The organism is Burkholderia sp. Ax-1724, assembly GCF_011752995.1.
Taxonomy (GTDB): Bacteria; Pseudomonadota; Gammaproteobacteria; order Burkholderiales; family Burkholderiaceae; genus Paraburkholderia.
Window position 1 is genome coordinate 142,704 of the sequence record NZ_VWWL01000013.1, and the last position, 26,954, is coordinate 169,657.

General features: G+C 62.7%; 23 protein-coding genes. 13 read left to right on the forward strand and 10 right to left on the reverse strand.

Features of this window, described 5'->3' with window-relative positions:
• The first annotated feature begins 118 nt into the window (after nucleotides 1-118).
• From F3J19_RS17305 to F3J19_RS17320, 4 genes are all read left to right on the forward strand, one after another.
• Nucleotides 119-1,732 (forward strand): benzoate-CoA ligase family protein, encoded by a 1,614-nt coding sequence (locus tag F3J19_RS17305; RefSeq protein ID WP_167043478.1) that lies wholly within the window; start codon nucleotides 119-121, stop codon nucleotides 1,730-1,732.
• A gap of 19 nt (nucleotides 1,733-1,751) precedes the next feature.
• Nucleotides 1,752-2,621 carry an alpha/beta fold hydrolase gene (locus F3J19_RS17310; protein ID WP_167043480.1) on the forward strand — a complete coding sequence of 290 codons (870 nt, stop codon included), beginning with the start codon at nucleotides 1,752-1,754 and terminating at the stop codon, nucleotides 2,619-2,621.
• A gap of 239 nt (nucleotides 2,622-2,860) precedes the next feature.
• Complete coding sequence (locus F3J19_RS17315; RefSeq protein ID WP_240159018.1) at nucleotides 2,861-3,154, forward strand: hypothetical protein; 294 nt, start codon at nucleotides 2,861-2,863, stop codon at nucleotides 3,152-3,154.
• A gap of 105 nt (nucleotides 3,155-3,259) precedes the next feature.
• Entirely contained in the window at nucleotides 3,260-5,380 is a 2,121-nt protein-coding gene (locus F3J19_RS17320; protein ID WP_167043484.1) for a phospholipase C, phosphocholine-specific, read from the forward strand.
• Between the two features lie 149 nt (nucleotides 5,381-5,529).
• Here the strand turns inward: F3J19_RS17320 and F3J19_RS17325 are convergent, their stop codons facing one another.
• On the reverse strand, nucleotides 5,530-5,910 hold the full coding sequence (locus F3J19_RS17325; protein WP_167043486.1) for a DUF5594 family protein: 381 nt from the start codon (nucleotides 5,908-5,910) through the stop codon (nucleotides 5,530-5,532).
• A 283-nt stretch (nucleotides 5,911-6,193) separates the two neighbouring features.
• On the opposite strand from F3J19_RS17325, the gene F3J19_RS17330 reads away from it, so the two are divergent.
• Entirely contained in the window at nucleotides 6,194-7,060 is an 867-nt protein-coding gene (locus F3J19_RS17330) for a hypothetical protein (RefSeq protein ID WP_167043488.1), read from the forward strand.
• 9 nt (nucleotides 7,061-7,069) lie between these two features.
• Here F3J19_RS17330 and F3J19_RS17335 read toward each other — a convergent pair whose 3' ends face one another.
• Entirely contained in the window at nucleotides 7,070-7,978 is a 909-nt protein-coding gene (locus F3J19_RS17335; protein ID WP_167043490.1) for a LysR family transcriptional regulator, read from the reverse strand.
• 119 nt (nucleotides 7,979-8,097) lie between these two features.
• On the opposite strand from F3J19_RS17335, the gene F3J19_RS17340 reads away from it, so the two are divergent.
• The 5 genes from F3J19_RS17340 to F3J19_RS17360 all read left to right on the forward strand — a co-directional run bounded on the left by F3J19_RS17340 (nucleotide 8,098) and on the right by F3J19_RS17360 (nucleotide 14,340).
• Nucleotides 8,098-9,306, forward strand: a complete 1,209-nt coding sequence (locus F3J19_RS17340) for an acyl-CoA dehydrogenase family protein (protein WP_167043583.1) — start codon at nucleotides 8,098-8,100, stop codon at nucleotides 9,304-9,306.
• Between the two features lie 12 nt (nucleotides 9,307-9,318).
• Nucleotides 9,319-10,452, forward strand: a complete 1,134-nt coding sequence (locus tag F3J19_RS17345) for an acyl-CoA dehydrogenase (RefSeq protein ID WP_167043492.1) — start codon at nucleotides 9,319-9,321, stop codon at nucleotides 10,450-10,452.
• Nucleotides 10,406-11,017 carry a lysozyme inhibitor LprI family protein gene (locus tag F3J19_RS17350; RefSeq protein WP_240159020.1) on the forward strand — a complete coding sequence of 204 codons (612 nt, stop codon included), beginning with the start codon at nucleotides 10,406-10,408 and terminating at the stop codon, nucleotides 11,015-11,017. The genes F3J19_RS17345 and F3J19_RS17350 overlap by 47 nt, the downstream gene beginning before the upstream one ends.
• A gap of 327 nt (nucleotides 11,018-11,344) precedes the next feature.
• Entirely contained in the window at nucleotides 11,345-13,588 is a 2,244-nt protein-coding gene (locus F3J19_RS17355; RefSeq protein WP_167043495.1) for a TonB-dependent siderophore receptor, read from the forward strand.
• A 68-nt stretch (nucleotides 13,589-13,656) separates the two neighbouring features.
• On the forward strand, nucleotides 13,657-14,340 hold the full coding sequence (locus tag F3J19_RS17360; RefSeq protein ID WP_167043497.1) for a Fe2+-dependent dioxygenase: 684 nt from the start codon (nucleotides 13,657-13,659) through the stop codon (nucleotides 14,338-14,340).
• Between the two features lie 65 nt (nucleotides 14,341-14,405).
• On the opposite strand, the gene F3J19_RS17365 is transcribed toward F3J19_RS17360, so the two are convergent.
• The 5 genes from F3J19_RS17365 to F3J19_RS17385 all read right to left on the reverse strand — a co-directional run bounded on the left by F3J19_RS17365 (nucleotide 14,406) and on the right by F3J19_RS17385 (nucleotide 21,481).
• On the reverse strand, nucleotides 14,406-15,170 hold the full coding sequence (locus F3J19_RS17365; protein ID WP_167043499.1) for a ParA family protein: 765 nt from the start codon (nucleotides 15,168-15,170) through the stop codon (nucleotides 14,406-14,408).
• Between the two features lie 242 nt (nucleotides 15,171-15,412).
• Entirely contained in the window at nucleotides 15,413-17,527 is a 2,115-nt protein-coding gene (locus tag F3J19_RS17370; RefSeq protein ID WP_167043501.1) for a bifunctional diguanylate cyclase/phosphodiesterase, read from the reverse strand.
• A gap of 821 nt (nucleotides 17,528-18,348) precedes the next feature.
• Nucleotides 18,349-18,951 (reverse strand): PAS domain S-box protein, encoded by a 603-nt coding sequence (locus F3J19_RS17375; RefSeq protein ID WP_167043503.1) that lies wholly within the window; start codon nucleotides 18,949-18,951, stop codon nucleotides 18,349-18,351.
• A gap of 270 nt (nucleotides 18,952-19,221) precedes the next feature.
• Nucleotides 19,222-20,466 (reverse strand): chromate efflux transporter, encoded by a 1,245-nt coding sequence (gene chrA / locus F3J19_RS17380; protein ID WP_167043505.1) that lies wholly within the window; start codon nucleotides 20,464-20,466, stop codon nucleotides 19,222-19,224.
• Between the two features lie 121 nt (nucleotides 20,467-20,587).
• Nucleotides 20,588-21,481 carry a LysR family transcriptional regulator gene (locus tag F3J19_RS17385; RefSeq protein WP_167043508.1) on the reverse strand — a complete coding sequence of 298 codons (894 nt, stop codon included), beginning with the start codon at nucleotides 21,479-21,481 and terminating at the stop codon, nucleotides 20,588-20,590.
• Nucleotides 21,482-21,618: 137 nt separating this feature from the next.
• Here F3J19_RS17385 and F3J19_RS17390 point away from each other — a divergent pair, with 137 nt between their 5' ends.
• Entirely contained in the window at nucleotides 21,619-22,029 is a 411-nt protein-coding gene (locus F3J19_RS17390; RefSeq protein WP_167043586.1) for a cupin domain-containing protein, read from the forward strand.
• Between the two features lie 12 nt (nucleotides 22,030-22,041).
• Entirely contained in the window at nucleotides 22,042-22,278 is a 237-nt protein-coding gene (locus F3J19_RS17395) for a tautomerase family protein (protein WP_167043510.1), read from the forward strand.
• Between the two features lie 315 nt (nucleotides 22,279-22,593).
• Here the strand turns inward: F3J19_RS17395 and F3J19_RS17400 are convergent, their stop codons facing one another.
• The 3 genes from F3J19_RS17400 to F3J19_RS17410 form a co-directional block, all read right to left on the reverse strand.
• On the reverse strand, nucleotides 22,594-23,643 hold the full coding sequence (locus tag F3J19_RS17400; RefSeq protein WP_240159021.1) for a porin: 1,050 nt from the start codon (nucleotides 23,641-23,643) through the stop codon (nucleotides 22,594-22,596).
• A gap of 120 nt (nucleotides 23,644-23,763) precedes the next feature.
• A complete protein-coding gene (locus tag F3J19_RS17405; RefSeq protein WP_167043512.1) occupies nucleotides 23,764-25,095 on the reverse strand; it encodes an MFS transporter in 1,332 nt (443 codons plus the stop codon).
• Between the two features lie 46 nt (nucleotides 25,096-25,141).
• On the reverse strand, nucleotides 25,142-25,846 hold the full coding sequence (locus F3J19_RS17410) for a DJ-1/PfpI family protein (RefSeq protein ID WP_205192971.1): 705 nt from the start codon (nucleotides 25,844-25,846) through the stop codon (nucleotides 25,142-25,144).
• A 102-nt stretch (nucleotides 25,847-25,948) separates the two neighbouring features.
• Between F3J19_RS17410 and F3J19_RS17415 the strand changes: the two genes are divergently transcribed.
• Nucleotides 25,949-26,899 carry a DJ-1/PfpI family protein gene (locus F3J19_RS17415; protein ID WP_167043514.1) on the forward strand — a complete coding sequence of 317 codons (951 nt, stop codon included), beginning with the start codon at nucleotides 25,949-25,951 and terminating at the stop codon, nucleotides 26,897-26,899.
• Nucleotides 26,900-26,954: the final 55 nt, after the last annotated feature.

Sequence of the window (26,954 nt, forward strand, 5' to 3'; positions counted from 1 at the left end):
ACGGCACAAGCCATAGCGGCAGCAACGTCAGCGCGGCGCATGGCGACGCGAGCATCAGGCATCGAGCGGATCACGAGCGCCAAACAGCCGGACCGCGCCCACCGATGGAGGAGACAATATGGAAGCCCCGCTGGAAACGAGCGCGCGAACGAGTGCGCATCAGGCGGCCGCGCCGCCACCCCCGCTCTTCAATTTCGCGCGCTATCTGTTCGAACTGAACGAGGCGCGCGCGAACAAGCCTGCCTATATCGACGACACGCACACACTGACTTACGGCGAACTCGAACAACGCGCGCGACGTTGCGCGAGCGCCCTGCGAACGCTCGGCGTGCATCCCGAGGAACGCGTGCTGCTCGTGATGCTCGATACCGTGTCGCTGCCGGTCGCATTTCTCGGCGCGCTCTACGCCGGCATCGTGCCGGTCGTCGCGAACACGCTGCTGAGCGCCGCCGACTATACGTACATGCTCACGCATAGCCACGCGCGCGCGGTGATCGTGTCGGCGGCCTTGTTGCCGAACGTCGCGCAGGCGCTCGAAAGCATCGATCAAGACGGCTGCCAGTTGATCGTCTCGCAGCCGGAGCCGTCGGCGGATACGGCGCCCACTACCTCGCTCGACGCGCCCCGCTTCGAAGACCTGCTCGACGCCGCGCCACCCGCCCTCAAAGGCTGCGCCAACAGTGGCGACGACATCGCCTTCTGGCTCTACTCCTCGGGCTCGACCGGCAAGCCGAAAGGCACAGTCCACACGCATGCGAACCTGTACTGGACCGCCGAGCTGTATGGCAAGCCGGTGCTCGGCATCGTCGAGAGCGACGTGGTGTTTTCGGCGGCCAAGCTGTTCTTCGCCTACGGGCTCGGCAATGCGCTGACCTTTCCGCTGTCGGTCGGCGCGACCGCGATCCTGATGGCCGAGCGCCCCACCGCCGACGCGATCTTCGCGCGCCTCGTCAAGCATCGTCCGACCGTGTTCTGCGGCGTGCCGACGCTCTATGCGAGCATGCTCGTCTCGCCGAATCTGCCCGCGCGCGCCGAGGTCGCGATACGCGTATGCGCGTCGGCGGGCGAGGCGTTGCCGCGCGACGTCGGCGAGCGTTTCACCGCGCACTTCGGCGCCGAGATTCTCGACGGCATCGGCTCGACCGAAATGCTGCACATCTTCCTGTCGAATCGCCCGGGCGAAGTCGAATACGGCACGACGGGACGCCCGGTGCCGGGCTACGAGGTCGAGTTGCGCGACGAAGCCGGGCAGCCGGTGCCCGATGGCGAAGTCGGCGATCTGTACATCAAGGGGCCGAGCGCGGCGCTCATGTACTGGAACAATCGCGAGAAATCGCGCGCGACGTTTCTCGGCGAATGGATTCGCAGCGGCGACAAGTACCGGCGTCTCGCCAACGGCTGCTATGTCTACGCGGGCCGCAGCGACGACATGCTGAAGGTGAGCGGCCAGTACGTGTCGCCGGTCGAAGTGGAGATGGTGCTGGTCGAGCATCCGGCCGTGCTCGAAGCGGCGGTGGTCGGCGTCGATCACGGCGGGCTCGTGAAAACGCGCGCGTTCGTCGTCCTGAAGCGCGAGTTCGCACCGTCTGAGATACTCGCCGACGAACTGAAGGCCTTCGTCAAGGAACGGCTCGCGCCGCACAAGTATCCGCGCGACATCGTGTTCGCCGACGATCTGCCGAAAACCGCCACCGGCAAGATTCAGCGCTTCAAGCTGCGCGAACAGTCATAAGTCATAAGGTGATCCATTCATGCCGAACCCCGCAACGGCTGCCGCTCCCGCTACGCCCGCCCCCGCCGCCGGCGCGAGCCGCTTTGCCGAACTGCCCGCGAGCGCGGCGCATGACGCGTTGCGCATCGAGTATCGCTGGCTCAACGAACCGGCGGCCCAGCGCGCAGACGACACACCGCTCGCGCTGTTCCTGCACGAAGGACTCGGCTCGGTGTCGATGTGGCGCGACTGGCCGCAACGCTTGTGCGAACGGCTCGGCCTGCGCGGGCTCGTCTATTCGCGGCCGGGCTATGGACTCTCGACGCCGCGCGCGCCCCACGTGAAATGGCCGGTCGACTTCATGACCGAGCAGGCCCGCGACATTCTCCCCGCGCTGCTCGACGCGCTCGGCATCGATGCGCGGCAACGCCGGCGCATGTGGGTGATCGGCCATAGCGACGGCGGCTCGATCGCGCTGCTCTACGCGGCGCTGTATCCCGAGGCACTCGCGGGCGTGGTCGTGATGGCGCCGCATGTGTTCGTCGAAGACCTCTCGGTGGCCAGCATCGCGCAAACGAAGCAGCTCTACGAAACCACCGACCTGCGCGACAAGCTCGCGCGCCACCACGCCGACGTCGATTCGGCCTTCTATGGCTGGAACGATATCTGGCTGAATCCCGCGTTCAGACAGTGGCGCATTGTCGATACGCTCGCCTCGATTCGCCAGCCGCTGCTCGCGATCCAGGGCCACGACGACAACTACGGCACGATGGCGCAGATCGACACGATCGCCGCACGCGTGCCGCATGCGCAGCTCGTCAAGCTCGCCGCCTGCGGGCACTCGCCGCATCGCGACGCACCGGCCCCGCTCGACGACGCGATCGCGGCATTCATCGCAGCACAGCGATAAACCGCGCGACGGAAGCAACCAACGCAACCGGCGCGGCCATCGACATCAGCACCAGCACAGGGCAGCGCCGCTTCCTTACCAATACTTCATAAAAATTACACGGATCGGCGATTATGCTGCGGCATCGCTGACCTCGGCACATCGATGCCCTGGCGTCCCTTCCTCACATTGGAGAGAGTGACATGCCCTTCGTGCCGAAGCTGAGTCGTGCATTGCCGTGCAAACGTTTGGCTCCCGGTTTGGCTCATGCTTTTGCGATCGTCTCGCTCTGCGCACTCGGCACCGCATGCAGCCACGACGACCCACCCGCCGACACGAGCACGCTCGGCTCGACGACCGAACAGCGCGCCGCGCAAAGCGATAACAGCGCCGGCACCAGCAGCTTTGCCGCCGCGCCGCCGGCCGCCCCCGCACCGGCGACGCTCACGATCCAGACTCCCGCGCCCCCCGCTTCCGACGCCGGCACGGCACTGTCCGCCGCCGATGCGTCGCGCGCGCCGCTCGCGAGCCCCGTCATCCACACCGTGGATTGAGTTCCGCGCCGCGCGCGGTGAGCGGCCACTCTTTCCGCGCGCGACGCATCGTCACAGTGCATCTTCGCAGTGCACTTTCCTCCACCGAAGATCAAAGCCAGAACCATGACCTCAAAAAATCGCCGTGATTTTCTGCGCTCGGCCGCGCAAGCCGCCGGTTCCTTCACCGCGTTGAGCATGCTGCCGCCCGGCATCCGCAACGCCCTCGCCATTCCGGCGAACAACTGCACCGGCACGATCCGCGACGTCGAGCACATCGTCGTGCTGATGCAGGAGAACCGCTCGTTCGATCATTACTTCGGCACGCTCAAGGGCGTACGCGGTTTCGGCGACACGCGTGCGATCAACCTCGCGAGCGGCCAGCCGGTCTGGTATCAGCCGCTCACCACCGATGCCGCCGGCGCCAATTACGTGCTGCCGTTCCGTCCCACCGCGCCGAACCTCGGCCTGCAATTCCTGCAGGATCTCGCGCACGACTGGGGCACCACGCACGCGGCCTGGAACAACGGCCGCAACGATCAGTGGGTGCCCGCGAAAGGCGCGACGACGATGGCCTACCTCACGCGCGAGGACATCCCGTTTCACTATCAGCTCGCCGACGCGTTCACGATCTGCGATGCGTATCACTGCTCGCTGATGGGCCCGACCGATCCGAACCGCTACTACATGTGGAGCGGCTGGGTCGGCAACGACGGCAGCGGCGGCGGCCCGGTGATCGACAATTCGGAACTCGGCTACGGCTGGTCGACCTACCCCGAGGTGCTGCAGAACGCCGGCATCTCGTGGAAGATCTATCAGGACATGGGCAACGGGCTCGACGCGAACGGCTCGTGGGGCTGGACGCAGAACGCGTACATCGGCAACTACGGCGACAACTCGCTGCTCTACTTCAACCAGTATCGCAACGCGCAGCCGGGCAACCCGCTCTACGACAACGCGCGCACCGGCACCAACGCGGCGAACGGCGACGGCTATTTCGACATCCTCAAGCGCGACGTGCAGAACAACACGCTGCCGCAAGTCTCGTGGATCGTCGCGCCCGAAGCCTATTCGGAACATCCGAACTGGCCGTCGAACTACGGCGCGTGGTACATCGATCAGGTCCTGCAGATTCTCACGTCGAACCCCGAGGTGTGGAGCAAGACCGTGCTGCTCATCAACTACGACGAGAACGACGGCTTCTTCGATCACCTCGCGCAGCCGTTCCCGGCGGCGTCGAGCGCGAACGGCCTGTCGACCGTCAGCATCACGCACGAAATCTATCCCGGCGATGCGAAGACGCCCGCCGCGCCGTACGGGCTCGGCCCGCGCGTGCCGATGCTGGTGGTCTCGCCGTGGTCGAAAGGCGGCTACGTCTGCTCGGAAACGTTCGACCACACCTCGGTGATCCGCTTCATCGAAAAGCGTTTCGGCGAACATCACAACCTCGGCGAATCGAACATCACGCCGTGGCGTCGCGCGGTGTGCGGCGATCTGACCTCGGCCTTCAACTTCAGCAATCCGAACGCCAACCTGCCGTCGCTGCCGAGCACGACCTCGTACGTGCCGCCCGATCAGAACCGTCATCCGGATTACATCCCGCAGCCGCCCGCGGCCCAGGCCGTGCCGCAGCAGGAGCCCGGCGTGCGTCCCGCGCGCGCGTTGCCGTATGAACTGTTCGTGCGCGCCGACGAAGGCTCGAACGGCAAGCTGACGATGCGCTTCATCAATACCGGCCGCGCGGGCGCGGTGTTCCTCGTCTACGTGACGAACGGCGCCGCCGCGCCGCTCAGCTATACGGTCGAAGCCGGCAAGCACCTGCAGGACACCTTGCCGCTCAACGCGGACGGCACCTACGACTTCACCGTGCACGGTCCGAACGGCTTCCTGCGCCGCTTCGCGGGCAAGGTCGTCGCGCGCAGCAGCTGGTGGGAACGCAAGGAGATCGCGCAACCGGATATCGCCGAGGGTTACGACGTCGCCAACGGCAATCTGCAACTGCGTCTGGAAAACACGGGCAGCGCGCGTTGCCAGTTCATGATCGTCAATGCGTACGATCCGCACAATGCGATCCGGCATTCGGTGCGCGGCGGCGATACCGATCAGCTATACCTCGATCTGCGCAACGCTCACGGCTGGTACGACCTGTCGATCACGGTCGACACCGATGCATCGTTTGCGCGGCGCCTTGCCGGTCACGTGGAAACCGGCAAGAGCAGCATGAGCGATCCGGCTTTGGGTAGCTAAACGGCGGCTCGACGTCACGCGAGTCCCGCGGTAAAAACAACGGCCGCTGCGATCGATGTCGCAGCGGCCGTTGTTTTATTGGGCCTGCCGATTGCCGATTACCGATGCACGCACGCGCCTAACCGGGCGCGTAGATCGGCGCGCCCTGCCTACGATTCGAAATCGAGCCCGCCGAGCAGCGCGACCGGTTCGCCCTGCGTATGCGTGAGGAAATCGAGTTCGCGCGCCTGGGTCCACGCCTTGAGCTTGCGCGGCAGCGCGGCGAGATAGCCGGCGAAGCGCGCCGCACCCTGCTCGCCCATCAGTCGTTCGATTTCGTCGCTGTCCCAGGTCAGGTAAAGATTCAGCGGATGCGCGTAGTGACCGAGTTCATCGAGCGGCGTCGCATGAATCCGCACGCGGGTCGGCTGACCGTGCCCGCCATACGGCAGCACTTCGGTATGCACGGTCTTCGCGAAACATGCGCCGATCGCCTCGGCGATGCGCGGCGCGAACTCCTTGTCGAAACGAACGGCGCTTTCCGGACGCATCCAGGTCTCCGATGTCGTGCGTAGTGGGACTGGGCATCGTAGCACGCGGGTCGGTGCGGACTCGCGTGCAGGCGCTCGTGTTCAGGGGCGTTGGCTACGTCCGGGGAAGCGCGGCCCCCGCGCCCTATCGCATGTACCCCCTCGCACCGCAGCGATCGACTCAACGTTTTGCGACAACTCCTGTGCGATTACGGCCCTTTACGTCAGACCTGTGCCGCGCGCGTCTAACCTCCAGAGAGGCCACCAGGCTGGTCGTGCCAGATGATTTTTCCACGGATGGCTTATGAGCAAGGCAAGGTTCGCATCGTTCTGGCACGGCCCGGAACTCTCCCCTTACGAAGTCGCGTGTCTGCAATCGTTCACCCTCTATGGCAGCGAGGTCGCGCTTTATAGCTACGAGCCGATCGCCAATCTGCCGCCCGGCGTGAGCGCGAAAGACGCGCGCGCGATTCTGCCTCCCGACACGCTGAACGCCTTTCCGATTCAAGGCGTGCCGTCGATGGCGCATTTCACCGACTATTTCCGCTTCGCGATGTTCACGAAGACCGACGAAATCTGGGTCGACACGGACATGCTGCTGCTGCGCGATTTCGATCTCAACGCGAAGGGCGACCTGATCGGCAAGGAAACGCCGTCCAGCATCTGCACGGCGATACTGCGGCTCGATCCCGACTCGCCGCGTCTGTACGAACTGCTCAAGCGAGTCAAGGCGATGCAGGGCACCGAAATCAAATGGGGCGACACCGGCCCGCGCCTGCTGACCGCGGTCTACGGCGTCAAGGCCGGCTTGCCCGAGAGCCTGTTCTACCCGGTCCACTTCGACGATTACTACAAGCCGTTCCTGCCGCGCCATTTCGAGGAATGCGCGGCGCTGTGCTCCGACGCGTACACGCTGCACCTGTGGAACAACCGCGTCGTGAAGATGGCGCTCTTCAAGCGTATCGGTCCGCCTGCCGGTTCGTTCCTGCATCACGTGTTCGAGCAGAGCGGCGCGAACCGCCGGTTTGGCGAATTCTATCCGGCCAACGTGATGCAGACGATGATCGACAACGCGGTGCAGAAAGTCGGCCGCGATGAAGGCGTACGCAAGCTGCTGCGCGTCGGCGTGCCGATGCTCAGGACCGCGCTCGGGCGCAAGCTCGGCGCATAGCCGCCCGTCTCACGCGGCGGCGCCCCTGCCCGCGCCGTGCGCCTGCGCGAGCATGAACTCGATGAACGTCGCGGCCGCGCGCGTGTGGTGCCGGTTCGGCATATACAGCATGTACATGTGCGTGCCGAAGATGCTGAGGCGCCATTCGTCGAGCGCGGTCAGCACCGCGCCGCGTTGCAGATCGTCCTGCACCACGTAGTCGGGCACGATGCCGACGCCGAGCCCCGCGAGCAGCGCCTCGCGTAAAAACAGAAAGTTCTCGAAGATGATCGTCGGTTCGAGCAGCACCTCGTGGCGCTCGTCGCGCAGATACGCGGCCAGCCGCAACTGCCTGCCGATCACGGCCGCGCTAATCAGCGGCGCGGCGCGCAGGTCGTCGAGCGTCGCGGGCATGCCGTGCGTGTGCGCGAAGCCGGGCGAGGCGCACGCGACATATCTGACCGGCCCCATGTCGCGCGCGACGAGGTTCTGCGGCGGCTCGGACATGACGCGCACGGCGATGTCGACTTCATCGCGCAGCAGGTCTTCGACGCGGTTCTCGAACATCACGTCGAGCACGATACCCGGATGCAGACGCTTGAACGCGATCAGCCAGTCGGACATCACGAGTTGGCCGTAGCCGCTCGGCACGCTCAGCCGCACGTGGCCCTGCAGGCTTTGCCCGAGCGTCGCGACCGACTCGCGCGCGGCCAGCAGCGCGTTCTGGATCGTGCGGCCATGCTCGTAGAGGCGCAGACCGATCTCGGTCGGCTCGACGCGGCGCGTCGTGCGCCGCACCAGCTGCACACCGATCGAGCGCTCCAGCTGATTCAGGTGATAGCTGACGTTCGCGCGGCTCATCTTGAGCCGGCGCGCGGCTTCGCTCAGATTGCCGGCGTCGAGAATGTCCACGAGCAGGGTCAGGGAATTGACGTCCATCGCGGCGCCTTTGTCAAAATAATTTTGACAGTCTGTCAATCGGGCATGCCATTGTCAATCAACGTTGACCACTCCAGAATGCGCATCAGCCCCCACGAACATGGATGGAAGACCCCGCGATGGATCTGAACTTCACCCCCGAAGAAGAAGCGTTTCGCGCCGACGTGCTGGCCTTTCTGCGCGAAAAGCTCCCGCGGCGTCTCGCCGATAAAGTGCACGGCGGCCGCCGCCTCACGCGCGACGACATGGCCGAGTGGCACGCGATTCTCAACGCGCAGGGCTGGCTCGCGAACCACTGGCCGCAGGAATATGGCGGCCCGGGCTGGAACGCGGTGCAGAAATTCATCTTCGAGAACGAATGCGCGCTGGCCGGCGCGCCGCGCATCGTGCCGTTCGGCGTCAACATGCTCGGGCCGGTGCTGATCCGATACGGCAGCGAGGCGCAGAAACGGCACTGGCTGCCACGCATTCTCGACGGCTCAGACTGGTGGTGCCAAGGCTATTCGGAGCCGGGCGCGGGCTCCGATCTCGCCTCGGTCAGAACCACGGCCGTGCGCGGCCAGGATGCGCACGGCGAGCATTACGTCGTCAACGGCCAGAAGACGTGGACCACGCTCGGCCACTACGCGAACATGATCTTCTGCCTCGTGCGCACCGCGACCGACGTGCGCAAGCAGGAAGGCATCAGCTTTCTGCTGATCGACATGAACACGCCCGGCGTCGAAGTACGGCCGATCATCACGCTCGACGGCGAGCATGAAGTCAACGAAGTGTTTTTCACCGACGTGCGCGTGCCCGCGGAGAATCTCGTCGGCGAAGAGAACAAGGGCTGGACCTACGCGAAATATCTGCTTACGTACGAGCGCACCAATATCGCGGGTGTCGGCTTCTCGGTGGCCGCCTTCAACCGTCTGCGCCAGATCGCCGCGCAGCAGCGCCGCAATGGCCGCCCGCTCGCCGAAGACCCAGCGTTCGCGGCACGCATGGCGCGCGTCGAGATCGATCTCGAGAACATGAAGACGACCAACCTGCGCGTGATCGCGGCAGTCGCGGGCGGCGGCGTGCCCGGCGCCGAAAGCTCGATGCTGAAGATTCGCGGCACCGAAATTCGCCAGGAGATTTCATCGCTCACGCGCCGCGCGATGGGCGCCTATGCGCAGCCGTTCGTCGAAGAAGCGCTGTACGAAGGTTTCGACGGCGTGCCGGTCGGCCCCGACGAAGCCGCGAGCGCGGCGGCGCTGTACCTCAACAATCGCAAGCTGTCGATCTTCGGCGGCTCGAACGAAATCCAGAAGAACATCATTGCCAAAATGATCCTCGGACTCTGAGAGACCCACGTCATGAATTTTCGGCACACCGAAGACCGCCGCATGCTGGCGGACACGCTGAACCGCTTCGTCAGCGAACAATACGGCTTCGAGACGCGCGACCGCATCGCGCGCTCGGCGCAAGGCTTCAGCCCTGAACTGTGGCAACGCTTCGCGGAACTCGGCATCGTCGGCGCGCTGTTCGATGAAGCGAGCGGCGGCTTCGGCGGCGGCGGTTTCGATATCGCCGTCGTGTTCGAGAGCTTGGGGCGCGGGCTCGTCGTCGAGCCGTTTCTCGATACGCTGATCGTCGGCCGCGCGCTCGCGCGCAGCGGCAGCGCGGCGCAGAAAGCGGAGCTGGTCGCATTGATCGACGGCTCGCGTATCGCCGCGCTCGCGCATGGCGAGCCGGACAGTCATTACGAACTCGCTCGCGTGAGCGCGACGCGCGCGCAGCGGCACGACGATGCCTGGACCCTGAACGGCGCGAAGGCCGTGGTTCAGCATGGCGAGCAGGCGGCGGTCTTTCTGGTGTCGGCGCGCACGAGCGGCGCCGACGATGCCGCAGCGGGCCTCACGCTCTTTCTCGTGCCGCGCGAGGCGGCCGGTGTCAACGTGCGCGGTTATCGCAAGATCGACGGCGGCCGTGCTGCCGAAGTGACGTTCGACCACGTCACGCTCGGCGCGAACGCCGTACTCGGCTCAGCCGATGAAGGCTTCGCGACGCTCGAATACGCGGTGAGCTGCGGCGTGCTCGCGCTCTGCGCGGAAGCGCTCGGCGCGATGGATGTCGCCAAAGACGACACGCTCGAATACCTGCGCACGCGCAAGCAGTTCGGCGTGCCGATCGGCAGCTTCCAGGCGCTGCAGCACCGCATGGCCGATCTGCTGCTCGAGATCGAGCAGGCACGCTCGGCGGTCATCAACGCGGCCGCCGCGCTCGATGGCGAACGCAAGGCGCGCGAGCGCGCGGTGTCGGCGGCAAAGTACAGCATCGGCCGGATCGGCACGCTGGTCGCGCAGGAGTGCATCCAGCTGCACGGCGGGATCGGCATGACGTGGGAATTGCGGCTCGCTCATTACGCGAAGCGGCTCGTGATGATCGATCATCAGTTGGGCGATGAGGATCATCATCTGGAGCGGTTCGTGGCGTTGGGGGCTCGATAGGCGAAGGCCCAAAATCGTTCGCGAAACGCGCTTCCCTTTGCAAGGTCTGCTAGATTGCTCTCATCCAACTCCGAGTGGTGAGCATGTCAGGCTTAATCCATCGCCGCCGCGAAGAAGCCGCACCGTTCATCACGCAACACCAGCGATGAAACATCTGATCCTCGCGCTGACGTTTATCAGCACTTCCGCATGGGCCGCCGCCCCCGATCCGGTCAGCGAGATCGCGACGCGCAGCGGCCTGCCCGCGAGCGAGGTCAGCGCGGCCTTATCCCATTGCGACGACAACCAGACCAATATGAATTTCTGCGCATGGCGCGATCAGATCGTGGCGGAACAGAAACTGGCGCACATCGTGGATGCGACGGCCGGATCATCGACAGCCTGCAAAGCCGTTCTGGAGAGAAAGATCGCCGCATGGAAAAAACGCCGCGACACGCAATGCGAGAAATCGGCCTCGCATGAATGGGGCGGCGGCTCGATGCTGCCCACCGCCATCGCGATGTGCAAAACAGCCGCGACGGAGCGCATGAGCAAGACCATCCAATCTGAAAAATACAACCGCTAAAACCGGCCATTCAGAAATAAACCCGCCTTCACGCGAAAATGATGCAGAAATAATACAGAAAGAAAAATGAAAGATTATTTCTGTTGAGTTAAGAAACTACATAAGGCATAGTAACGATTCTCATTCAGGTGCTGTTGCAAGCCAGTTGTCCCGTCGCTCCCCGCGACGCCGGACCAGCCAGCAAGACCGGTTGAGTGCCAAGACAACAACGCCGTAAAGCCGCATTGCGCAGCAGCGTCAGCACTCGCCCCTGGGGCGAATCAGAGGGCCGTCTGGAAAGCGTGGGCCAAGGCGTTGGCTAATAAATCCACACTCCAGACATACCAGATGCTGACCAAAACTCCGCTCGCTATCGCGGTGATGGGTCTCTTTTGCGCGCCCATCGCGACTTCCGCCTTCGCGCAGACGAACACCGCCGCACCCGCCGCCGCATCGTCCCCGGTTGCCTCGTCCTCTGCCGCCGCTCCAGCGGACAGCGCATCGAGCCAGCCGCAGACGCTGCCTACGGTTCAAGTGACGGGGCATGCGGAAAGCACCGGCTTCCAGACCGACCGCACGAACATCACCGGCGTGTCGACCGACGTGCACGATATTCCGCAGGCGGTCACGGTCGTCAACCAGCAACTGATGCAGTCGCAAGGCGTCACGTCGTTCTCGGACGCGCTGCGCAACGTGCCGGGCGTCACGATCGGCGCGGCCGAAGGCGGCGTGATCGGCAACAACATCAATCTGCGCGGCTTCACCGCCAACAACGACATCTATCTCGACGGCTTTCGCGACCGCGGCCAGTACTATCGCGACACCTTCGACCTGGAATCGATCGACGTCCTGTACGGCCCCTCCTCGCTCTACTTCGGCCGCGGCTCCACGGGCGGCGTCATCAATCAGGTGACGAAGCAGGCCAACCTGACGAAATCGGCCTCGGTCTCGACGACGATCGGCACCGACGACCACTATCGCACCTCGGTCGACTTCAACCAGCCGCTCACCGATACATCCGCGTTCCGCATCAACGCGTTCGGCCAGTCGCTGCACGGCACGCGCGACGTGATGTCGAGCAAGGACTACGGCATCGCGCCGACCGTGAGCTTCGGGATCGGCACGCCGAACGAGTTCACGCTGTCCGCGCTGATCCAGCACAACCGGGACATGGCCGACTACGGCGTGCAGTCGGTCAACGGCGCGCCCGCGCCGGTCGGCCGCTCGACCTTCTACGGCTTCACCGACGACCGGACCCTGCAGGACAATCAGACCGTGACCGGCCGCTACATCCATCGGTTCGAAAACGGCTTCGTGCTGCGCAATCAGGCGCAGCTCAGCCATACCGACACCGACGCCCGCGAAACGAGCCTGAAACGGGGTCTATTTACCGGCCCGTTCGCCAACTCGCCGGCACTCGGGGCGGGCAACTTCACCGACCTGCCGCTCTCGTCGCTTTACGTCGGCCTCGTGAGCCGCGACCGCGTCATCGACAATCATTCGATCTACAACTCGACCGATATCGAAGGCACGCTCGGCAGCGGCTGGATCAAGCACAAGGTCGTCGCAGGCATCGATCTCGGCCACGAGACCTACACCAATCAGGGTTATCGCGTGACCGGCCCCGGCATGCCGAAGGGCAGCGGCACGATCGCGATCGTGCCGCTGCTCGACCCGCCTTACAATCCTCGCCCGGCCGGCTCCGTGCAGACGCTCGACAACCTCGCGGAGTCGTCGGCGAATTCGTTCGGCGCCTACGTGAACGACACGATCTCGCTCGGCGAGCACTGGAAAGTGGTCGGCGGCGTGCGCTGGGACCGCTTCCAGGCCAGCATCGCCAACACGACGACGGCGCCGGCCTACGCCAGCCAGACGAACTACTTCACCAGCGTGCGCACGGGCCTTATCTATCAGCCCACCGACTGGCAGTCGTACTACTTCTCGTACGGCACGTCGTTCGACCCGTCGCTCGAAGCGCTCACGCTGACCTCGGGCACGCAGAACCTCGCGCCCGAACACAGCAAGTCGTACGAGATCGGCAGCAAGTGGGATCTGCTCGACGGCAATCTGTCGATTTCGCAATCGCTGTTCCAGATCGAGCAGAGCAACACCCGCACGCAGAACGGCGACGGCACCTATACGCTCGACGGCGACACGCGCGTACGCGGCTACCAGATCGGCGCGACCGGCCGCCTCGGCAGCAAGTGGCAGATCTACGGCGGCTATACCTATCTCGACAGCGAGATCGTCAAGGCGCTCGACGGCACGCAGGGCAATACGCTGCCGAACACGCCGCGCCACATGGCGACGCTGTGGGTCACGTACCAGCCGGTCGAGCATTGGGAAATCGGCGGCGGGCCGATCTACATGTCGTCGCGCTACCCGGCCACCGACAACGTCGTGAAGGTGCCGAGCTACGTTCGGGTCGACGCGATGGCGGCTTATCATACGAAGCGGTACGACGTTCAGCTCAACCTGCTGAACCTCACCAACAAGCTCTATTACGACCAGCTGATCGCGTCCGACGGCGGACGCTCGGTGCCCGGCATCGGGCGCACGCTGCTGGCTACCTTCAACTACCGGTTCTATTAAGGCCGGAACGCGTCCGGCCGGATGCGCGCGCCGCTGCCGCGCCGCCTGGCCGGGCCAAAGGAATCATCATGCTCATCCGGATTCCCAGCCTGCTCGACGCCGACACCGTGCGCTACATTCGCGGCGCGCTCGAAGCGCCCGACAGCCCGTGGGTCGACGGCCGCGCGACGGCCGGCTATCACGGCGCGGAGGTCAAGCAGAACCAGCAGCTCGACGAAGAAGCGCCCATCACGCGCGAACTCGCCGACCGCGTGCTCGCGGCGACCGAGCGCCATCCGTTCTTCATCAGCGCGGCGCTGCCGAATCGCGCGTACGTGCCGCATTTCAACCGCTACTCGGGCGGCATGACCTTCGGCTCGCACATCGACGGCGCAGTGCGCGTGCTGCGCTCGGGCCTCAAGGTCCGCACCGACGTGTCGATCACGGTGTTCCTGTCCGAGCCGCACGAGTACGACGGCGGCGAACTGCGAATCGAGGACACCTACGGCGCGCACGAAGTCAAGCTGCCGGCCGGCGACGCGATCCTCTATCCGGCGACGAGCATGCATCACGTCGTGCCGGTCACGCGCGGCGTGCGGCTCGCGAGCTTCTTCTGGGTCCAGAGCCTCGTGCGCGACGATAACCAGCGCGCGCTGCTGTTCGAACTCGACAACACGATCCAGCGGCTCAACGCGACGAACGCCGATAACGCGTCGCGCCGCTCGCTCGTCGGCATCTATCACAATCTGCTGCGGGTCTGGAGCGAGACCTGAGTCGGCCCTAAGTCGACCCTAAGCCGGTCATGAGCCGGCGGCATGCATCGGACCCGCCGACCGGACTACCCGGCCAGTTCCCGATGCAAGGCCGTAAACTCCTGGGTGAGCTTATGACGCGGATCGTAGTGAATCATCGGCCGCGCATACTGATGGGACTCGCGAATCTTCACCGACGCCGACAAGCGCGAGTCCAGCACCGGCAGCCCCTCGCTGACGAGTTCCTCGACGAGCTTCACCGGCAGGCTCGCGCGCGGCTGGAACTGGTTGATCACGATTCCCTCGACTTCGAGCGCGGCATTGTGGTCCTGCTGAATCTCCTTGACGTTGTCGAGCAGCGCGTAGAGCGCGCGGCGCGAAAAATCATCGCAGTCGAACGGAATCAGGCAACGCTCGACCGCGATCAGCGCGGAACGCGTGTAGAAATTCAGCGCCGGCGGCGTGTCGATATAAATCTCGTCGTACGCATCGAGTTCGTTCAGTGCGTCGCGCAGCTTGTAGATCTTGTAGCGCGATTCGAGCTTGCCGTGCAGCGCATCGAGATCGGCATGCGCGGGCATCACGTCGAGATTCTCGAACGGCGTCGGATGGACGAACGTCGAGGCGGGCGTCGGCCGGAAGCTGAAATTCAGGGCCGTTTCGAAGAAATCGGCGACGCCGGGCTTGAGATCCCGCGCCTGTTCGCCGAGCAGATACTGGCTCGAATTGGCCTGCGGATCGAGATCGATCACGAGCGTCCGCTGGCCTTCGTTGGCGCTAATGGCGGCCAGGTTGCAGACGATCGTCGATTTGCCGACCCCACCCTTCTGATTGAATATCACACGCCGCATAAACCCCTGTCCCTTTTGACGAATGCGCAAAGCGCACAGCTTACTCCAGTGGCGTGACAGCGCGAACAGATGGATATGAAAGAAAAGCCCTTGCGTCTGCCCCGGTGGCCACGCCGAGCCTGGCGCCAACGGGCGGCGCTCTTTCCCCGGAGTCGATACGTTCGCCGTTGTGCCGATTGAGCCCCGAATGAGCCTCGATTGAGCCCCGATTGAGCCTTGGGTTGAGCCCTGCCTGAAGGTCTTCAAGGTCCATCGATAGATGCCGCATCCGGGTCGGCCAGCACCTGCTCCTGCTCCGGAAGCGGGAACGCCTCGATGAAATCCTCCGCCGCCATCGGCTTGCCGAGCAGGAAGCCCTGCAGGGCATCGCAGCCGAGCCCGGCCAGAAACGCCTGTTGCTCGACGGTTTCCACGCCCTCCGCGACGATCTTCAGATTGAGCGTTTGCCCCAGCGCGATGATCGCCGAGACGATCGCGGCATCTTCCGTGTCATGCGTGAGATCGCGGACAAAGCCGCGGTCGATCTTGAGTTCGGCCGCGGGCAGGCGCTTCAGATACAGCAGGCTGGAATAGCCCGTGCCGAAATCGTCGATCGAAATCCGCACGCCCATCTTCCTCAATTGCATGAGGATCTCAAGACCCGTCTCCACATCGGACATCGCGGTCGATTCGGTAATTTCCAGCGTCAGGCAGCCGGGATCGAGCGCGTGGCGTGCGAGGGTATTGCGTACCGTCTCGAACAGCCCCGCGTGCCGGAACTGCAAGGCCGAGAGATTGACCGCGATCGACCAGTCCGTTCGACCCAGCCTGTGCCATTCGCTCAGTTGCCGGCAGGCTTCATCGAGAACCCAATCGCCGATTTGCACGATCAGCCCGGTTTTTTCGGCGACGGGAACGAACTGGCCCGGCGCAATCAACCCGCGCGTCGGGTGCATCCAGCGCACCAGCGTCTCGGCGCCGGTCACCTCGCCGCTCGCCGCATCGAATTTGGGCTGATAGTGGAGAATCAGCTCGCCTCGCGTGAGCGCCAGACGCAGGTCCTGCACGAGCTGCATCTGCGCCTCGACGTTGACGTTCATCGAGGCTTCGAAAAAGCAGTAGCGATTGCGCCCCAAGCCCTTCGCGTGATACATCGCCGCATCCGCGTTGCTCAGGAGATCGTCCTGATGCTCGCCGTCGTCGGGATAGATGGCGATGCCGATACTGGTCGAGACCCTCAGTTCCTGGCCCTCGACCTCGAACGGTTCTTCGACCGCCCTGACGAGTTTTTCCGCAATGCTGGCCGCATCCGCGTGATCGCCGATACCGGCCAGCAGCACGAACTCGTCGCCGCCGACGCGCGCCGCCGTATCCTGCACGCGGATGTTGTCGCGAATGCGCTGCGCAAACGCGACGAGCAGCAGGTCGCCCACGTGATGGCCGAACGCGTCGTTGACCGGCTTGAAGCTGTCGAGGTCCATGAACAGCAGAGCAAAGCGGCGCTGGTCCCGGCCCGCCTGCTGAATCGCCTGTTCGAGGCGGTCGTGCAGCAGCACGCGATTCGGCAGCTTGGTCAGCGTATCGTGGAGCGCGAGATAAGTCAGTTCCTCGTTCGCTTCCGCCAGCGAGGTCGCCAGCACGGCGGTCTCGGCTTCCAACCGCAGGTCGAGCACCAGAATGATCAGCGTGATCGCGAGAATCGCCAACGTCGCGACGATGATGACGACGGCCAGCCAGCCCTTGTTCATGCCGCCGTGCGCCGCGCCGCACAGGCTGCCGAGCGGGAACCGCGCGGCGGCCATGCCCGTGAAGTGCATGCCGACGATCGCGCCGCCCATGAGCAGCGCGGCGCCGGCCCGCAAATACCGGATTCTCGGGGTCTGGCGGCGCAGGTGAAAGGCAATCCAGAGCGCCACCGCGGACGCGAGCACCGCAATGACGAGGGATAGCGCGAACAGCAGCGGGTCGTACTCGATACCCGGCGACATGCGCATCGCCGCCATGCCCGTATAGTGCATGCCGGCGATGGCGATCCCGAGCAACAACGCGCCCACGCCCAGATGCAGGCGCGGCAGCGATGCATGGGAGACGAGCCGCAGCGCGAACGCCGACGCGGCGATGGCGATCAATAGCGACAAAACGGTGATCGCCGGATCGTAGCCGAGGGGAATCGGCAGGCTGAACGCCAGCATGCCGATGAAATGCATGGACCAGATGCCGACGCCCATGGCGCAGGCGCCGCCTGCCAGCCACCAGCGCGCGGCCCGGCCCCTGGCCGTTGCGATGCGCCGCGTCAGGTCGAGCGCCGTAAACGATGCGAGGCTCGCCACCAGCAACGAGCAAACGACGAGTAGCGGGTCGTAGGTGCCGGCTAGCATCAACGGCTGACCTCTTCTTCTCCATGCTTTTTCCGCGCTGAATCTGTATTGAGTTCGCGCCGGGGTTTGCCTTGAAAGTTGCCTTGACGGTTGCCCTAGAGCCCGACGCGAATACGCCGTGCTTGCGTCTCGTGGGTCTCGTGCGTCGAGCCTGTTCCGGCCGCCCGCGGTAACGCACCGGCCCGAGGTACGGCCATGTCCGGGGTTTCGCCTGTCAAACGCTGCTGCTCAGCCATTCATGTCATCCCCATTACGTGGTCCAGATGGGCCGCCGATTGTGCGGACAACGCGCTTTGGCGCCGCCGTTCGACGACGATCCCCGCTCAGGCTGCCAAAGCCGCCCCCGACAGTATCGAGGCGAAGGCGATTATCCGTCGTTCCGTGGATTGAATGGTTATTTTCGCTTTTTTGTATGGCTGGCTGATTAACAACCCGGATTACAGACGGTGAACAGATCAACCGTCGCTCGCAACGCCACGTTTGTTTCGCGCGTTGGCATTGGCGTTGGCGTGCCGGAAATTCCAGGCGGAGAATTCAGGCGAAGGAAACCCTCTGATTAGCAGGATAGGTTCGGCAAACCGTTTCGGATAGCATCCGTTCCTGCATACAGGCTAACCGCATCGCGGGCGATGCGGGAAACCCGACCGGTAAGCCACAAAAAACGGCATCGCTAGAGACCTGAGAGAACCCGACAGGAGCCCAGAAAACGCGTGTAAAAGCGGCGGGCTCTGCGCGGCGAATGCCGCTTGACAAGGCTGACTCGCGGATATTGCGGGTAGGGCTTGCCGGCGGCTACTTTTTCCGCGCGAGGAGAACCGCCCTTACCTTTCGTGCGCCTGTGCGATGCTGCTCGAGAGATGCTTGAGCCATAAGCTCATCAAGCCCGCCCGGCCCCGCACGCCGTATTTGCGAAAGATTCCGGTGATATAGGAATGCGTGGTCGAGGCAGCAAGGCCCAGCCGCTCGGCGATCTGTTTCTCCGACGCCTCGGTCAGCAGCAGGTCGAGCACCTTGCGTTCATGCGGCGCAAGAAGCGACAACAGCGCCAGGGGGGAAGCGTCCCGGCGACGCAGCTCGGTCACGTCGCGAGCTACCCCGACGCGCAGGCGCTCGTGCTCCAGCCAGCGCGCCGACCACGTGACGTAGACATCGCGTCCGTCCTTGTGTCGATAACGGTTTTCAAAACCGACCCGCTTGCGGCCGGCCAGCACCTCTCGCGCCTCTCTGAGTGTGGCGTCCTGATCGGCTGGCACCACGAAGTCGATGATGAACTGATCGACGAAATCGCCCGGTACGTAGCCAAATATATCCTCGCACACCGGACTGACATGCAGGATGCGCCCCCGCTCGTTCACGAGGAAAATCGCGTCAGGCGAACCCGCTGCAGAAGTGGTGACGAGGTCGTCGAAGAGTTCGCTTTTCATAGCCGTGTACAGACTTCCCTTGCATCGCGCTTGTGGAATCACCTCGCTGGTGCGTGGTTGATAAAAACCGACTGGGCTGGCGCCACAGCGTAACGCGATACAAATACACGGTCAATTCGACTTGCCGGATAGGCGGAATCACCATACCACTGCGGTAAAAATGTCTGACGATTGAATTTCATCATCTTGACAAATACCCGCTTGCCCCCGGACGATGCCGCCATACCGGTCGTCAGGTGGCACGCCGCCACGGCAAGGCCGGCTGAGCCGTTACATCGCCTGGTGCAGAACGCCTTGCACCACGCCGGCTGCGATGCAGAAGACAACGACCGCGAGCGGCGGCACTTTCCATCGAGTCAGAAGACAGAACCCGATGCATGCCGTGGCGAAATCGGCCTGGGTGCGAACCGCGCTCGTCCATACCGGTAAGTAAAGTGCGGCGGCCAGCAGACCGACGACGGCGGCATTGACACCCGCGAGCGCTGCCGACATTGCCGGACGGGCACGCAGCGCCTGCCACCACGGCAACGCCGCAAGGACCAGCAGCAGGCCCGGCAGAAAGATACCCAAAGTCGCCAGCAGCGCGCCGCTCCAGTGCCTGGGCGGCGCGGCCATCATCCAGCCAAGGAAGGCCGCAAAGGTGAATAGCGGACCCGGCACAGCCTGGGCCGCACCATATCCGGCAAGAAAGTCGCCCGGCGCGATCCACCCTGTCGAAACCGTCTCATGCTGCAGCAGCGGAAGCACCACGTGTCCACCGCCGAAGACCAGCGCGCCCGAGCGGTAGAACGCCTCGAATACGCGTACGCCCTGCGCGGCTCCGGGCACATTCAGCATCGGCAGTCCGAACAGCAGGACACCAAACGCGATCAATGCGGCAAGACCCGCCCTTCGAGATACATGGAATTCGCCCGGGTGCCGCGTCATGTTACGCGCCGCTTGCACGTCCCCGGTTCGGCACAGTGCAAGGCCAAGCAAGGCACCCATGCCGATTACCGCGAGTTGCGCGTAAGCGGTGGACAGAAGGCTCAGCAGCACCACGCTGGCCAGCGCGATCGCCGCGCGACGCAGATCGGGACACAGGCGCCGCGCCATATCCCAGACGGCCTGGGCCACCACGGCAACCGCCACCAGTTTCAGGCCGTGAATCACCCCCGTGCCGACCCGGCCGCCCAGATTCGGCGCGATGGTCGCAAAGGCCAGCATCGCGAACACCGACGGCAGCGTGAAGCCGCACCAGGCGGCGAGACCGCCGGCCCACCCGGCCCGCAGCAGCCCGATCGAAAAGCCCGCCTGACTGCTCGCCGGTCCAGGCAGAAACTGGCAAAGCCCCACCAGATCGGTGAAAGTCTCGTCGTCCAGCCAGCGGCGTCGCTCGACGAACTCGCGGCGAAAGTAGCCGATGTGGGCAATCGGGCCACCGAAGCTCGTCAGCCCAAGCTTCAGAAAGACCGTGAAAACTTCAAAGGCGCGGCCCAGCCGGGTGGCGCGCGACGGCGACATTTCAGCGTCCATGGCGGTGCGGGTTCGAGCGATCTCGGTGCGAGGCATGAGTGGGTGAGAGAGTCATCGTCGCCATGACCTGCTCCATGGGTATGCGGGCGAAAAAACCGCAGCACGGAAAGGTGCGCGCGCTTCAACCACGGTAGCGAAGCGCATCGGCGATCACGGCAAACGCCGGCGATGTTTGCCGTCGACTCGCATAGTAAAGATGATAGCCGGGCAGCGTCGGACACCATGCGTCGAGCACGCTCGCGAGCCGCCCCTCGGCCAGATACGGAGCAGCCAGATCATGGGGCACGTAGGCAAGTCCGTATCCTTCCAGCGCGGCGTCAAGCATTTGCGGTGTCGTATTGAAGATGAATTGACCACTGACGTTCACGTGCAATGCTTCGCGCTTCCTTGCGAATTCCCAGGCATACAATCCGCCGCGCGTCGGAAGACGAAGATTGATGCAGTGATGAGCCGCCAGATCATGCGGTGTGACCGGCGGCCGATTCGACATCAGATAGTCAGGTGAACCAACGACTGCCATTTTGAAGTCGGGACCGATACGTAGGGCAATCATGTCCTGTGCGATCAGATCGCCGCTCCGCACACCCGCGTCGAACCGCTCCGCCACGATATCGACCATCGCGTAGTTGATGTTGATTTCCACCGAGATGTCGGGATAGCTGAGCAACACCTCCTTCAACCTGGGCCAGAGAATGGTATCGGCCGCGTGATCGTGAGCCGAAATGCGGATCAACCCTGCCGGCTTTCCCCGCAGCGCGCTCAGCGACATCAGTTCCGCCTCGATCCCCTCGTAGTAGGGTCCGACGTTCGACAACAAGCGCTCACCTGCTTCGGTGGGCGAAACGCCCCGGGTGGTCCGGGTCAGCAATCGCAAGCCTATTTTCTCTTCCAGACCGCGCATCGAATGACTCAGCGCGGATTGCGATACGCCGAGTTGAGCCGCCGCGCGAGTGAAACTGCGCTCGCGCGCGACGACAAAAAACGCCCGCAGGACATTCAGATCAACGTTCGTCATGATGAATTTGGCTCATATCCGTTTGCCAAGTCTAGCAGCTACCGGATGAATCACACGATCAGTACAGTGCCTCCATCAGCCACGTAGCGCATCCGGCTGGCATGAGCAAACCTCGAAACGGGAAGCGAAAAATGGAAATCGAAGTCAAGCGTTGCGGGAGCGTTCCTTCCGCCAGGGGCCCGGCCGACTGGTTCACGGGCAGCGTTCGCGTGGACATGCTGTTTCCACCCCACGAGCCGGCTCGTGCCTCCGGTGGCAGCGTGACGTTCGAACCGGGTGCACGTACTGCGTGGCATGAGCACCCGCTCGGTCAGACGCTGATCGTCACTGCGGGCTGCGGCTTTGTGCAGCGTTGGGGTGGTTCGCTCGAAACGATACGTCCGGGCGACGTGGTCTGGATTCCCGCGGGCGTCAAGCATTGGCACGGGGCTTGTGCCGATACGTCGATAACGCATATCGCCATCCAGGAAGCGCTCGACGGCAAGGTCGTCGACTGGCTCGAACAGGTCAGCGACGATCAGTATCCTAGTTCCGCCGGTTCACGCTAACGGGAGCCAACGATGCCGCACGTCATCGTCAAGTTATGGCCGGGCAAGTCGGAGCAGCAGAAGCAGCAGCTATCCGATGAAATCACGAAGGCCGTGACCCGCATCCTTGGGTATGGAAAGGAGTCCGTTTCCGTGGGTATCGAGGTGGTGCAGCCCTCGGCCTGGGTCAGGGACGTCTATCATCCTGACATTCGCGATAAGTGGGACACGCTTTACCAACAGCCGGGGTATGACCCGTCGAGTTTATAGCTCGGGGAGGATCTAGGCAGGTCTGCATTGCGTCGTCTTTGTCATGCTTATGCCTGCTCATGCCGAGCCGATTATCCAGAGTGCCTGACACTCTCCAGATCGGCTCAGGGCGTCACGTGCTTCGCTGCCGGTATTCCGGTGTGCGCAACATCCGCAAGATAGTCCTGATGCCATGCCGCGATGACGGCGCGTGCGTGAGCGAGCGTCGTGACATCGTGCCGATTGGCGGCGTGCGCGGCCAGCCGCTGAGTCGTCCTGGCCGTATCTACGCCGACCGCGGTTACGATCATGCTCTGCTGCTCTGGCATTCAAGCGCTAGAATCGGTGGCGGATACCGATTCGCGCACCAGTCTGGACATCGGATCCAGAGGGCGACCCGAGTGCGGCCTGAACCTGCGCGCCAAACGCATGATCGTGCGCCAATGCCGCGATAACGTAGACGTCTGTGCTCTTCGACAAGCTGTAGTCCGAGACGAGTGTCAGTTGATTTGCGCTTCCCAGTCCATTGTTGCGCTTCTGAAACTGAGCGCCGCCGCCGAGCATAAGTGCTGGCGTCAGTCGATAGGTCATACCCGCTTCGGCAGTCGTTGCCCGGGCCTGATCGCCGCCAGTCAAACGAACATCGGTCAACATCGCAAACATCTTCGCCGCGCCGATCTCGTACGATGCGCCACCCGCAAACTCACGTGAGTTGCCGCCTGTTTTGACATCGTGTTGACCGAAATAGGCAAGTGATGCACTGAATGAGCCTTGCCGATAGTTGACGATATAAGCCTGGGAACTGCTTGCGGCAATCGACCCTGGCGTATTGCCGAATCCGAACATTGCGCCCGCAGAGAAACCGGCGACAACCGGAGACATGTATTTGACAGCGTTGTTCACTTGATCGCCCCATACGCGATTGTCCAAGCTGTAGCCGCCAGCCGCGTAAGCGGGAAGACTCCACGCTAGCAGACCGGCTGGAGTATTCGCACCGATCGCATACGCAAACATTTGATCACCGATGAAGTCGAATTGACGACCCAGCGTCAACGTACCCCATGGTCCTGCGCCACCGACATAGGCTTGTCTTCCGAATTCCAGACCGCCCTGTCCCAACGCACCGTTTGAAAGCTGAAAGCCATTCTCGAGCACAAAAATGATTTTTTCCTGGTCGCCTAAATCCTCTGCTCCCCGTAGGCCCCAGCGGTCGCCTTGCGCCGAGCCAGACGTGAACTGCAGATCCGCACCATGCGTCTTGCCACTCTCGACGTTATTGGTATAGGTGATGCCAGCATCCATCAGGCCATACAACGTAACGGATGACTGCCCATAAGATGAGGCAACCCATAGCATCGAGCACAATGCCAAGAGTACATTTTTCAATTTTATCTCCTGATTTATATATATTTTATTCAATCAATGAATGCGCCTACCCGCTTGATATTTAATATCATCAAGCCGCTTGCTTCATCTAATTGAGAGGAACGAACGACTAATTCACCACTACTCTGGGCTCACGGCCGCAGGATCTTCAGATCTTTTGAACAGTATTGCAATTGCTGAAATGAGACCCAGAACCGAGACAATAGAGACAAACAATCCAGGCGCTGCACTATTCCCTGTGATTCTGGTCAATAACGAAGTCAGAAGTGGCGTAAATCCTCCTAGCAGCGCCGCTGCAATGTTGTAGGAGATAGCCAGGCCACTAAATCTCAGTCTGGTGGGAAACAACTCGGACGCGAGTACCCCGAAGGTGCCAGAGATCAACGAGCAGGCGGTCGCAGCCAGACAGAACGCGACATACGGATCTATCGCTTTAGAAGCGATTGACGTATAGAACGGATAGCTACCCAGAGCAATCAACGCCGCGCCTGCAATATAAATCGTCGTCTTTCGGATGATATCGCTTAGATATCCTACCAGGACAATCGCGACAGACATGATGGCAACGGAGAACATCACAAGCGAGCTTGCGGCTTGTGCCGAATAGGACGCCACCTGAGTCAGATAGGGAACCATAGCCACGTTGAGCACTGCGATGAGTGCCTGATTCAGGCCTACGATACCGATTCCCATCAGAATCTGCGGAAGGTGTGCCTGAACGACTTCGAGCGCAGGTACCTTGGCCCGTTTTTTCTCCTTAACGGACAGAAAAAGCTCCGTCTCGCGCAAGCTCCTCCTCATCAATGCGCCAATGGCGCCGAGCACGCCACCGATCAGGAACGCTATTCTCCAGCCTATCGACAACATATCGGGCTCGGTCAACGTCGCATGGAGCACAATGCTGACGATCGCGGCAACCAGACTTCCTGTATTCACGCATGCGAACATGAGGCCGCACGCGAGCCCACTTTTCCCTGGCGCAGTCTCAACGACGTAAGCGATGGCACCGGGTAGCTCCCCCCCAATACATGCACCTTGCAGAAAACGCAGGACCACGAATGCGGCACTCGCCGATGCCCCAACAATTGCATAGGTGGGCATAAAAGCCATTCCGGCGGTAGTGACCGTCATCGTCACCAGCGAAAGCTGAAACGCCGAGCGACGACCGAACTTGTCTCCGATATGGCTCAGGACCAACCCGCCCAGCGGTCGAGCCATGTAACCCACAGCAAATGTGGCGAAGGTTGCAATCATCGAGACGACGACGCTGCCGGAAGGAAAGAAAGACCTGGCGATATACGGCGCAAAAATGCCGTACACGATGAAGTCATAGAACTCCAGTCCTCCGCCGACGCTAGCGATGAAGATTGTGCGCCATTCGACGGACTTTCCCGACGTGTGCTGTGAGCTGCTCGAAATATCTGGCATATTTGCCGCGTTGCCCAGATTCATGGTGTCCCTCCTCTTCATTGCCTGTCACTCGGTACGTCTCTGCGATTCAGTCGGGACAAATCTGATTCATCCTTGCGCAAGCGGACAGAACGGCTTCCCGTCGATTAGCCTTGCGCTGGGTGCTTGCGACTTCAAGCCGCTCGACTACGTCCACGGGTGCGGTTTCTGGTGTGCCGGCGTCAAACGGCGGCTCCGGGTCGTATTCCAGGAGCAGTTGAATGCCCTCCGCCACCTGTTTGCCCGCGAGCTCGCCCACGACCTTTAATGCCATGTCGATGCCGGCTGTGACGCCTCCGGAAGTAAACATTCGTCCGTCTATCGTCATGCGGTTGCGACTAGGCGTCGCACCGAAATGGGTCAGCAGATCCACCGCCTGCCAATGACAACTCGCCCGGCGTCCGTTGAGACATCCTGCTGCGCCAAGAAGCAGGGAGCCCGTACAGATTCCAAAAACATATTGAGCATGCTTCGCCTGGTTCCGGACAAATTCCACGACGACAGGGTTCAGCATGGCGTCGTCAACGCCCGGCCCTCCCGGCACGACAAGCAAGTCGTACAGGGGCGCGTCGGAAAACCGGACGGTCGGTACGAGTCGAAATCCACGGCCGCACGGCACAGGATCCGTGGTTTCGCTAACGAGATCGACCGACCAACCCGCAACGGCGCTCAAAACCTCGAGAGGCCCCGTCAAATCCAACTGGGTAATGCCTGGGAACATCACCATTCCCACACGAAAGCCCGCGTTCGTCATACCATCATTCCTTGCCGTTAAATGTGTTGAAACGATTCTAGGAGGAGGAGAGTGGCAAAAAACTCAAATCGCCCCCCTTTCCTGCCAAACGAGCCACGCCTTGTGACTTTTGTCGTGTACGACGAGTACCAGCCACTGGACATCGCAGGGCCTATGCAGGTCTTCGCCCTGGCAAACCGGGAAATGTCCTCGCCTGCCTACACGCTCATAACGGTTTCAGAGGTGCCTGGCAGGGTTCGCGCCAGCGCCGGACCTGATATCGTCGTCGACGCGGATCTAAAAACATTGGATCAGGCAGACACGATCGTCGTCCCTGGCGGCACCGGTGTGGAAAGAGCTTGTGCAAGTCGCACACTCACGAGTTCGATCTCAGGTAGCCAGGCAACGGCGCGACGGCTTTGCTCCGTGTGTACGGGGGCATTCCTGCTGGCGGCCGCGGGTGTTCTTGACGACAGACGGGCAACGACGCACTGGGAGAAATGCGACGCACTGCGCTCCAGGTATCCGAAGATCCGTGTGGAGGAGTCGCCGATCTTCGTGAACGACGGCAACGTCTGGACATCGGCGGGTGTAACCGCCGGTATCGACATGGCCCTTGCGTTGGTGGAAGAGGACCATGGTTACCGCGTGGCGGCATCTGTGGCCAAGAAGCTCGTTGTTTATTTGCGGCGCCCCGGCGGACAGGCCCAATTCAGCGAGACACTTGTCATGCAGGAAAAGGCCGGAGCAGCTGAATTTTCCCCCCTGATGGCCAAGGTATCGGCCGCGCTTCACAAAACGTGGAGTGTCGAGGAACTTGCCTCAGCGGCCGGTCAGACATCGAGAACGTTCCAGCGACGCTTCAGGCTGGCTATGGGGTGCTCACCTTTCGTCGCTGTCCAGGAACTGCGGCTATCGAGAGCTCGAATCATGTTGGAGACAACCACAAGCGGAACTGCGATTATCGCGGACCGCTGCGGCTTCGCCTCGGAGGAGCAAATGCGCAGAGCCTTTCAACGCAAGTTCGGCCTGCCACCCTCCGCGTTCCGCAGCTTTTTCGGAAAGCATGGCTGAATTGCATCATCGGGAAGGTCGACGGTTCTCCTCAAGAGGTGATACAAAACTTTTC

Excerpts from the sequence above, each read along its gene's own strand:
- F3J19_RS17305 (WP_167043478.1), top strand. The coding sequence starts at position 119 with ATGGAAGCCCCGCTGGAAACGAGCGCGCGAACGAGTGCGCATCAGGCG.
- F3J19_RS17310 (WP_167043480.1), top strand. The coding sequence starts at position 1,752 with ATGCCGAACCCCGCAACGGCTGCCGCTCCCGCTACGCCCGCCCCCGCC.
- F3J19_RS17320 (WP_167043484.1), top strand. The coding sequence starts at position 3,260 with ATGACCTCAAAAAATCGCCGTGATTTTCTGCGCTCGGCCGCGCAAGCC.
- F3J19_RS17325 (WP_167043486.1), bottom strand. The coding sequence starts at position 5,910 with ATGCGTCCGGAAAGCGCCGTTCGTTTCGACAAGGAGTTCGCGCCGCGC.
- F3J19_RS17330 (WP_167043488.1), top strand. The coding sequence starts at position 6,194 with ATGAGCAAGGCAAGGTTCGCATCGTTCTGGCACGGCCCGGAACTCTCC.
- F3J19_RS17335 (WP_167043490.1), bottom strand. The coding sequence starts at position 7,978 with ATGGACGTCAATTCCCTGACCCTGCTCGTGGACATTCTCGACGCCGGC.
- F3J19_RS17340 (WP_167043583.1), top strand. The coding sequence starts at position 8,098 with ATGGATCTGAACTTCACCCCCGAAGAAGAAGCGTTTCGCGCCGACGTG.
- F3J19_RS17345 (WP_167043492.1), top strand. The coding sequence starts at position 9,319 with ATGAATTTTCGGCACACCGAAGACCGCCGCATGCTGGCGGACACGCTG.
- F3J19_RS17350 (WP_240159020.1), top strand. The coding sequence starts at position 10,406 with ATGAGGATCATCATCTGGAGCGGTTCGTGGCGTTGGGGGCTCGATAGG.
- F3J19_RS17355 (WP_167043495.1), top strand. The coding sequence starts at position 11,345 with ATGCTGACCAAAACTCCGCTCGCTATCGCGGTGATGGGTCTCTTTTGC.
- F3J19_RS17360 (WP_167043497.1), top strand. The coding sequence starts at position 13,657 with ATGCTCATCCGGATTCCCAGCCTGCTCGACGCCGACACCGTGCGCTAC.
- F3J19_RS17365 (WP_167043499.1), bottom strand. The coding sequence starts at position 15,170 with ATGCGGCGTGTGATATTCAATCAGAAGGGTGGGGTCGGCAAATCGACG.
- F3J19_RS17370 (WP_167043501.1), bottom strand. The coding sequence starts at position 17,527 with ATGCTAGCCGGCACCTACGACCCGCTACTCGTCGTTTGCTCGTTGCTG.
- F3J19_RS17375 (WP_167043503.1), bottom strand. The coding sequence starts at position 18,951 with ATGAAAAGCGAACTCTTCGACGACCTCGTCACCACTTCTGCAGCGGGT.
- chrA (WP_167043505.1), bottom strand. The coding sequence starts at position 20,466 with ATGGACGCTGAAATGTCGCCGTCGCGCGCCACCCGGCTGGGCCGCGCC.
- F3J19_RS17385 (WP_167043508.1), bottom strand. The coding sequence starts at position 21,481 with ATGACGAACGTTGATCTGAATGTCCTGCGGGCGTTTTTTGTCGTCGCG.
- F3J19_RS17395 (WP_167043510.1), top strand. The coding sequence starts at position 22,042 with ATGCCGCACGTCATCGTCAAGTTATGGCCGGGCAAGTCGGAGCAGCAG.
- F3J19_RS17405 (WP_167043512.1), bottom strand. The coding sequence starts at position 25,095 with ATGAATCTGGGCAACGCGGCAAATATGCCAGATATTTCGAGCAGCTCA.
- F3J19_RS17410 (WP_205192971.1), bottom strand. The coding sequence starts at position 25,846 with ATGACGAACGCGGGCTTTCGTGTGGGAATGGTGATGTTCCCAGGCATT.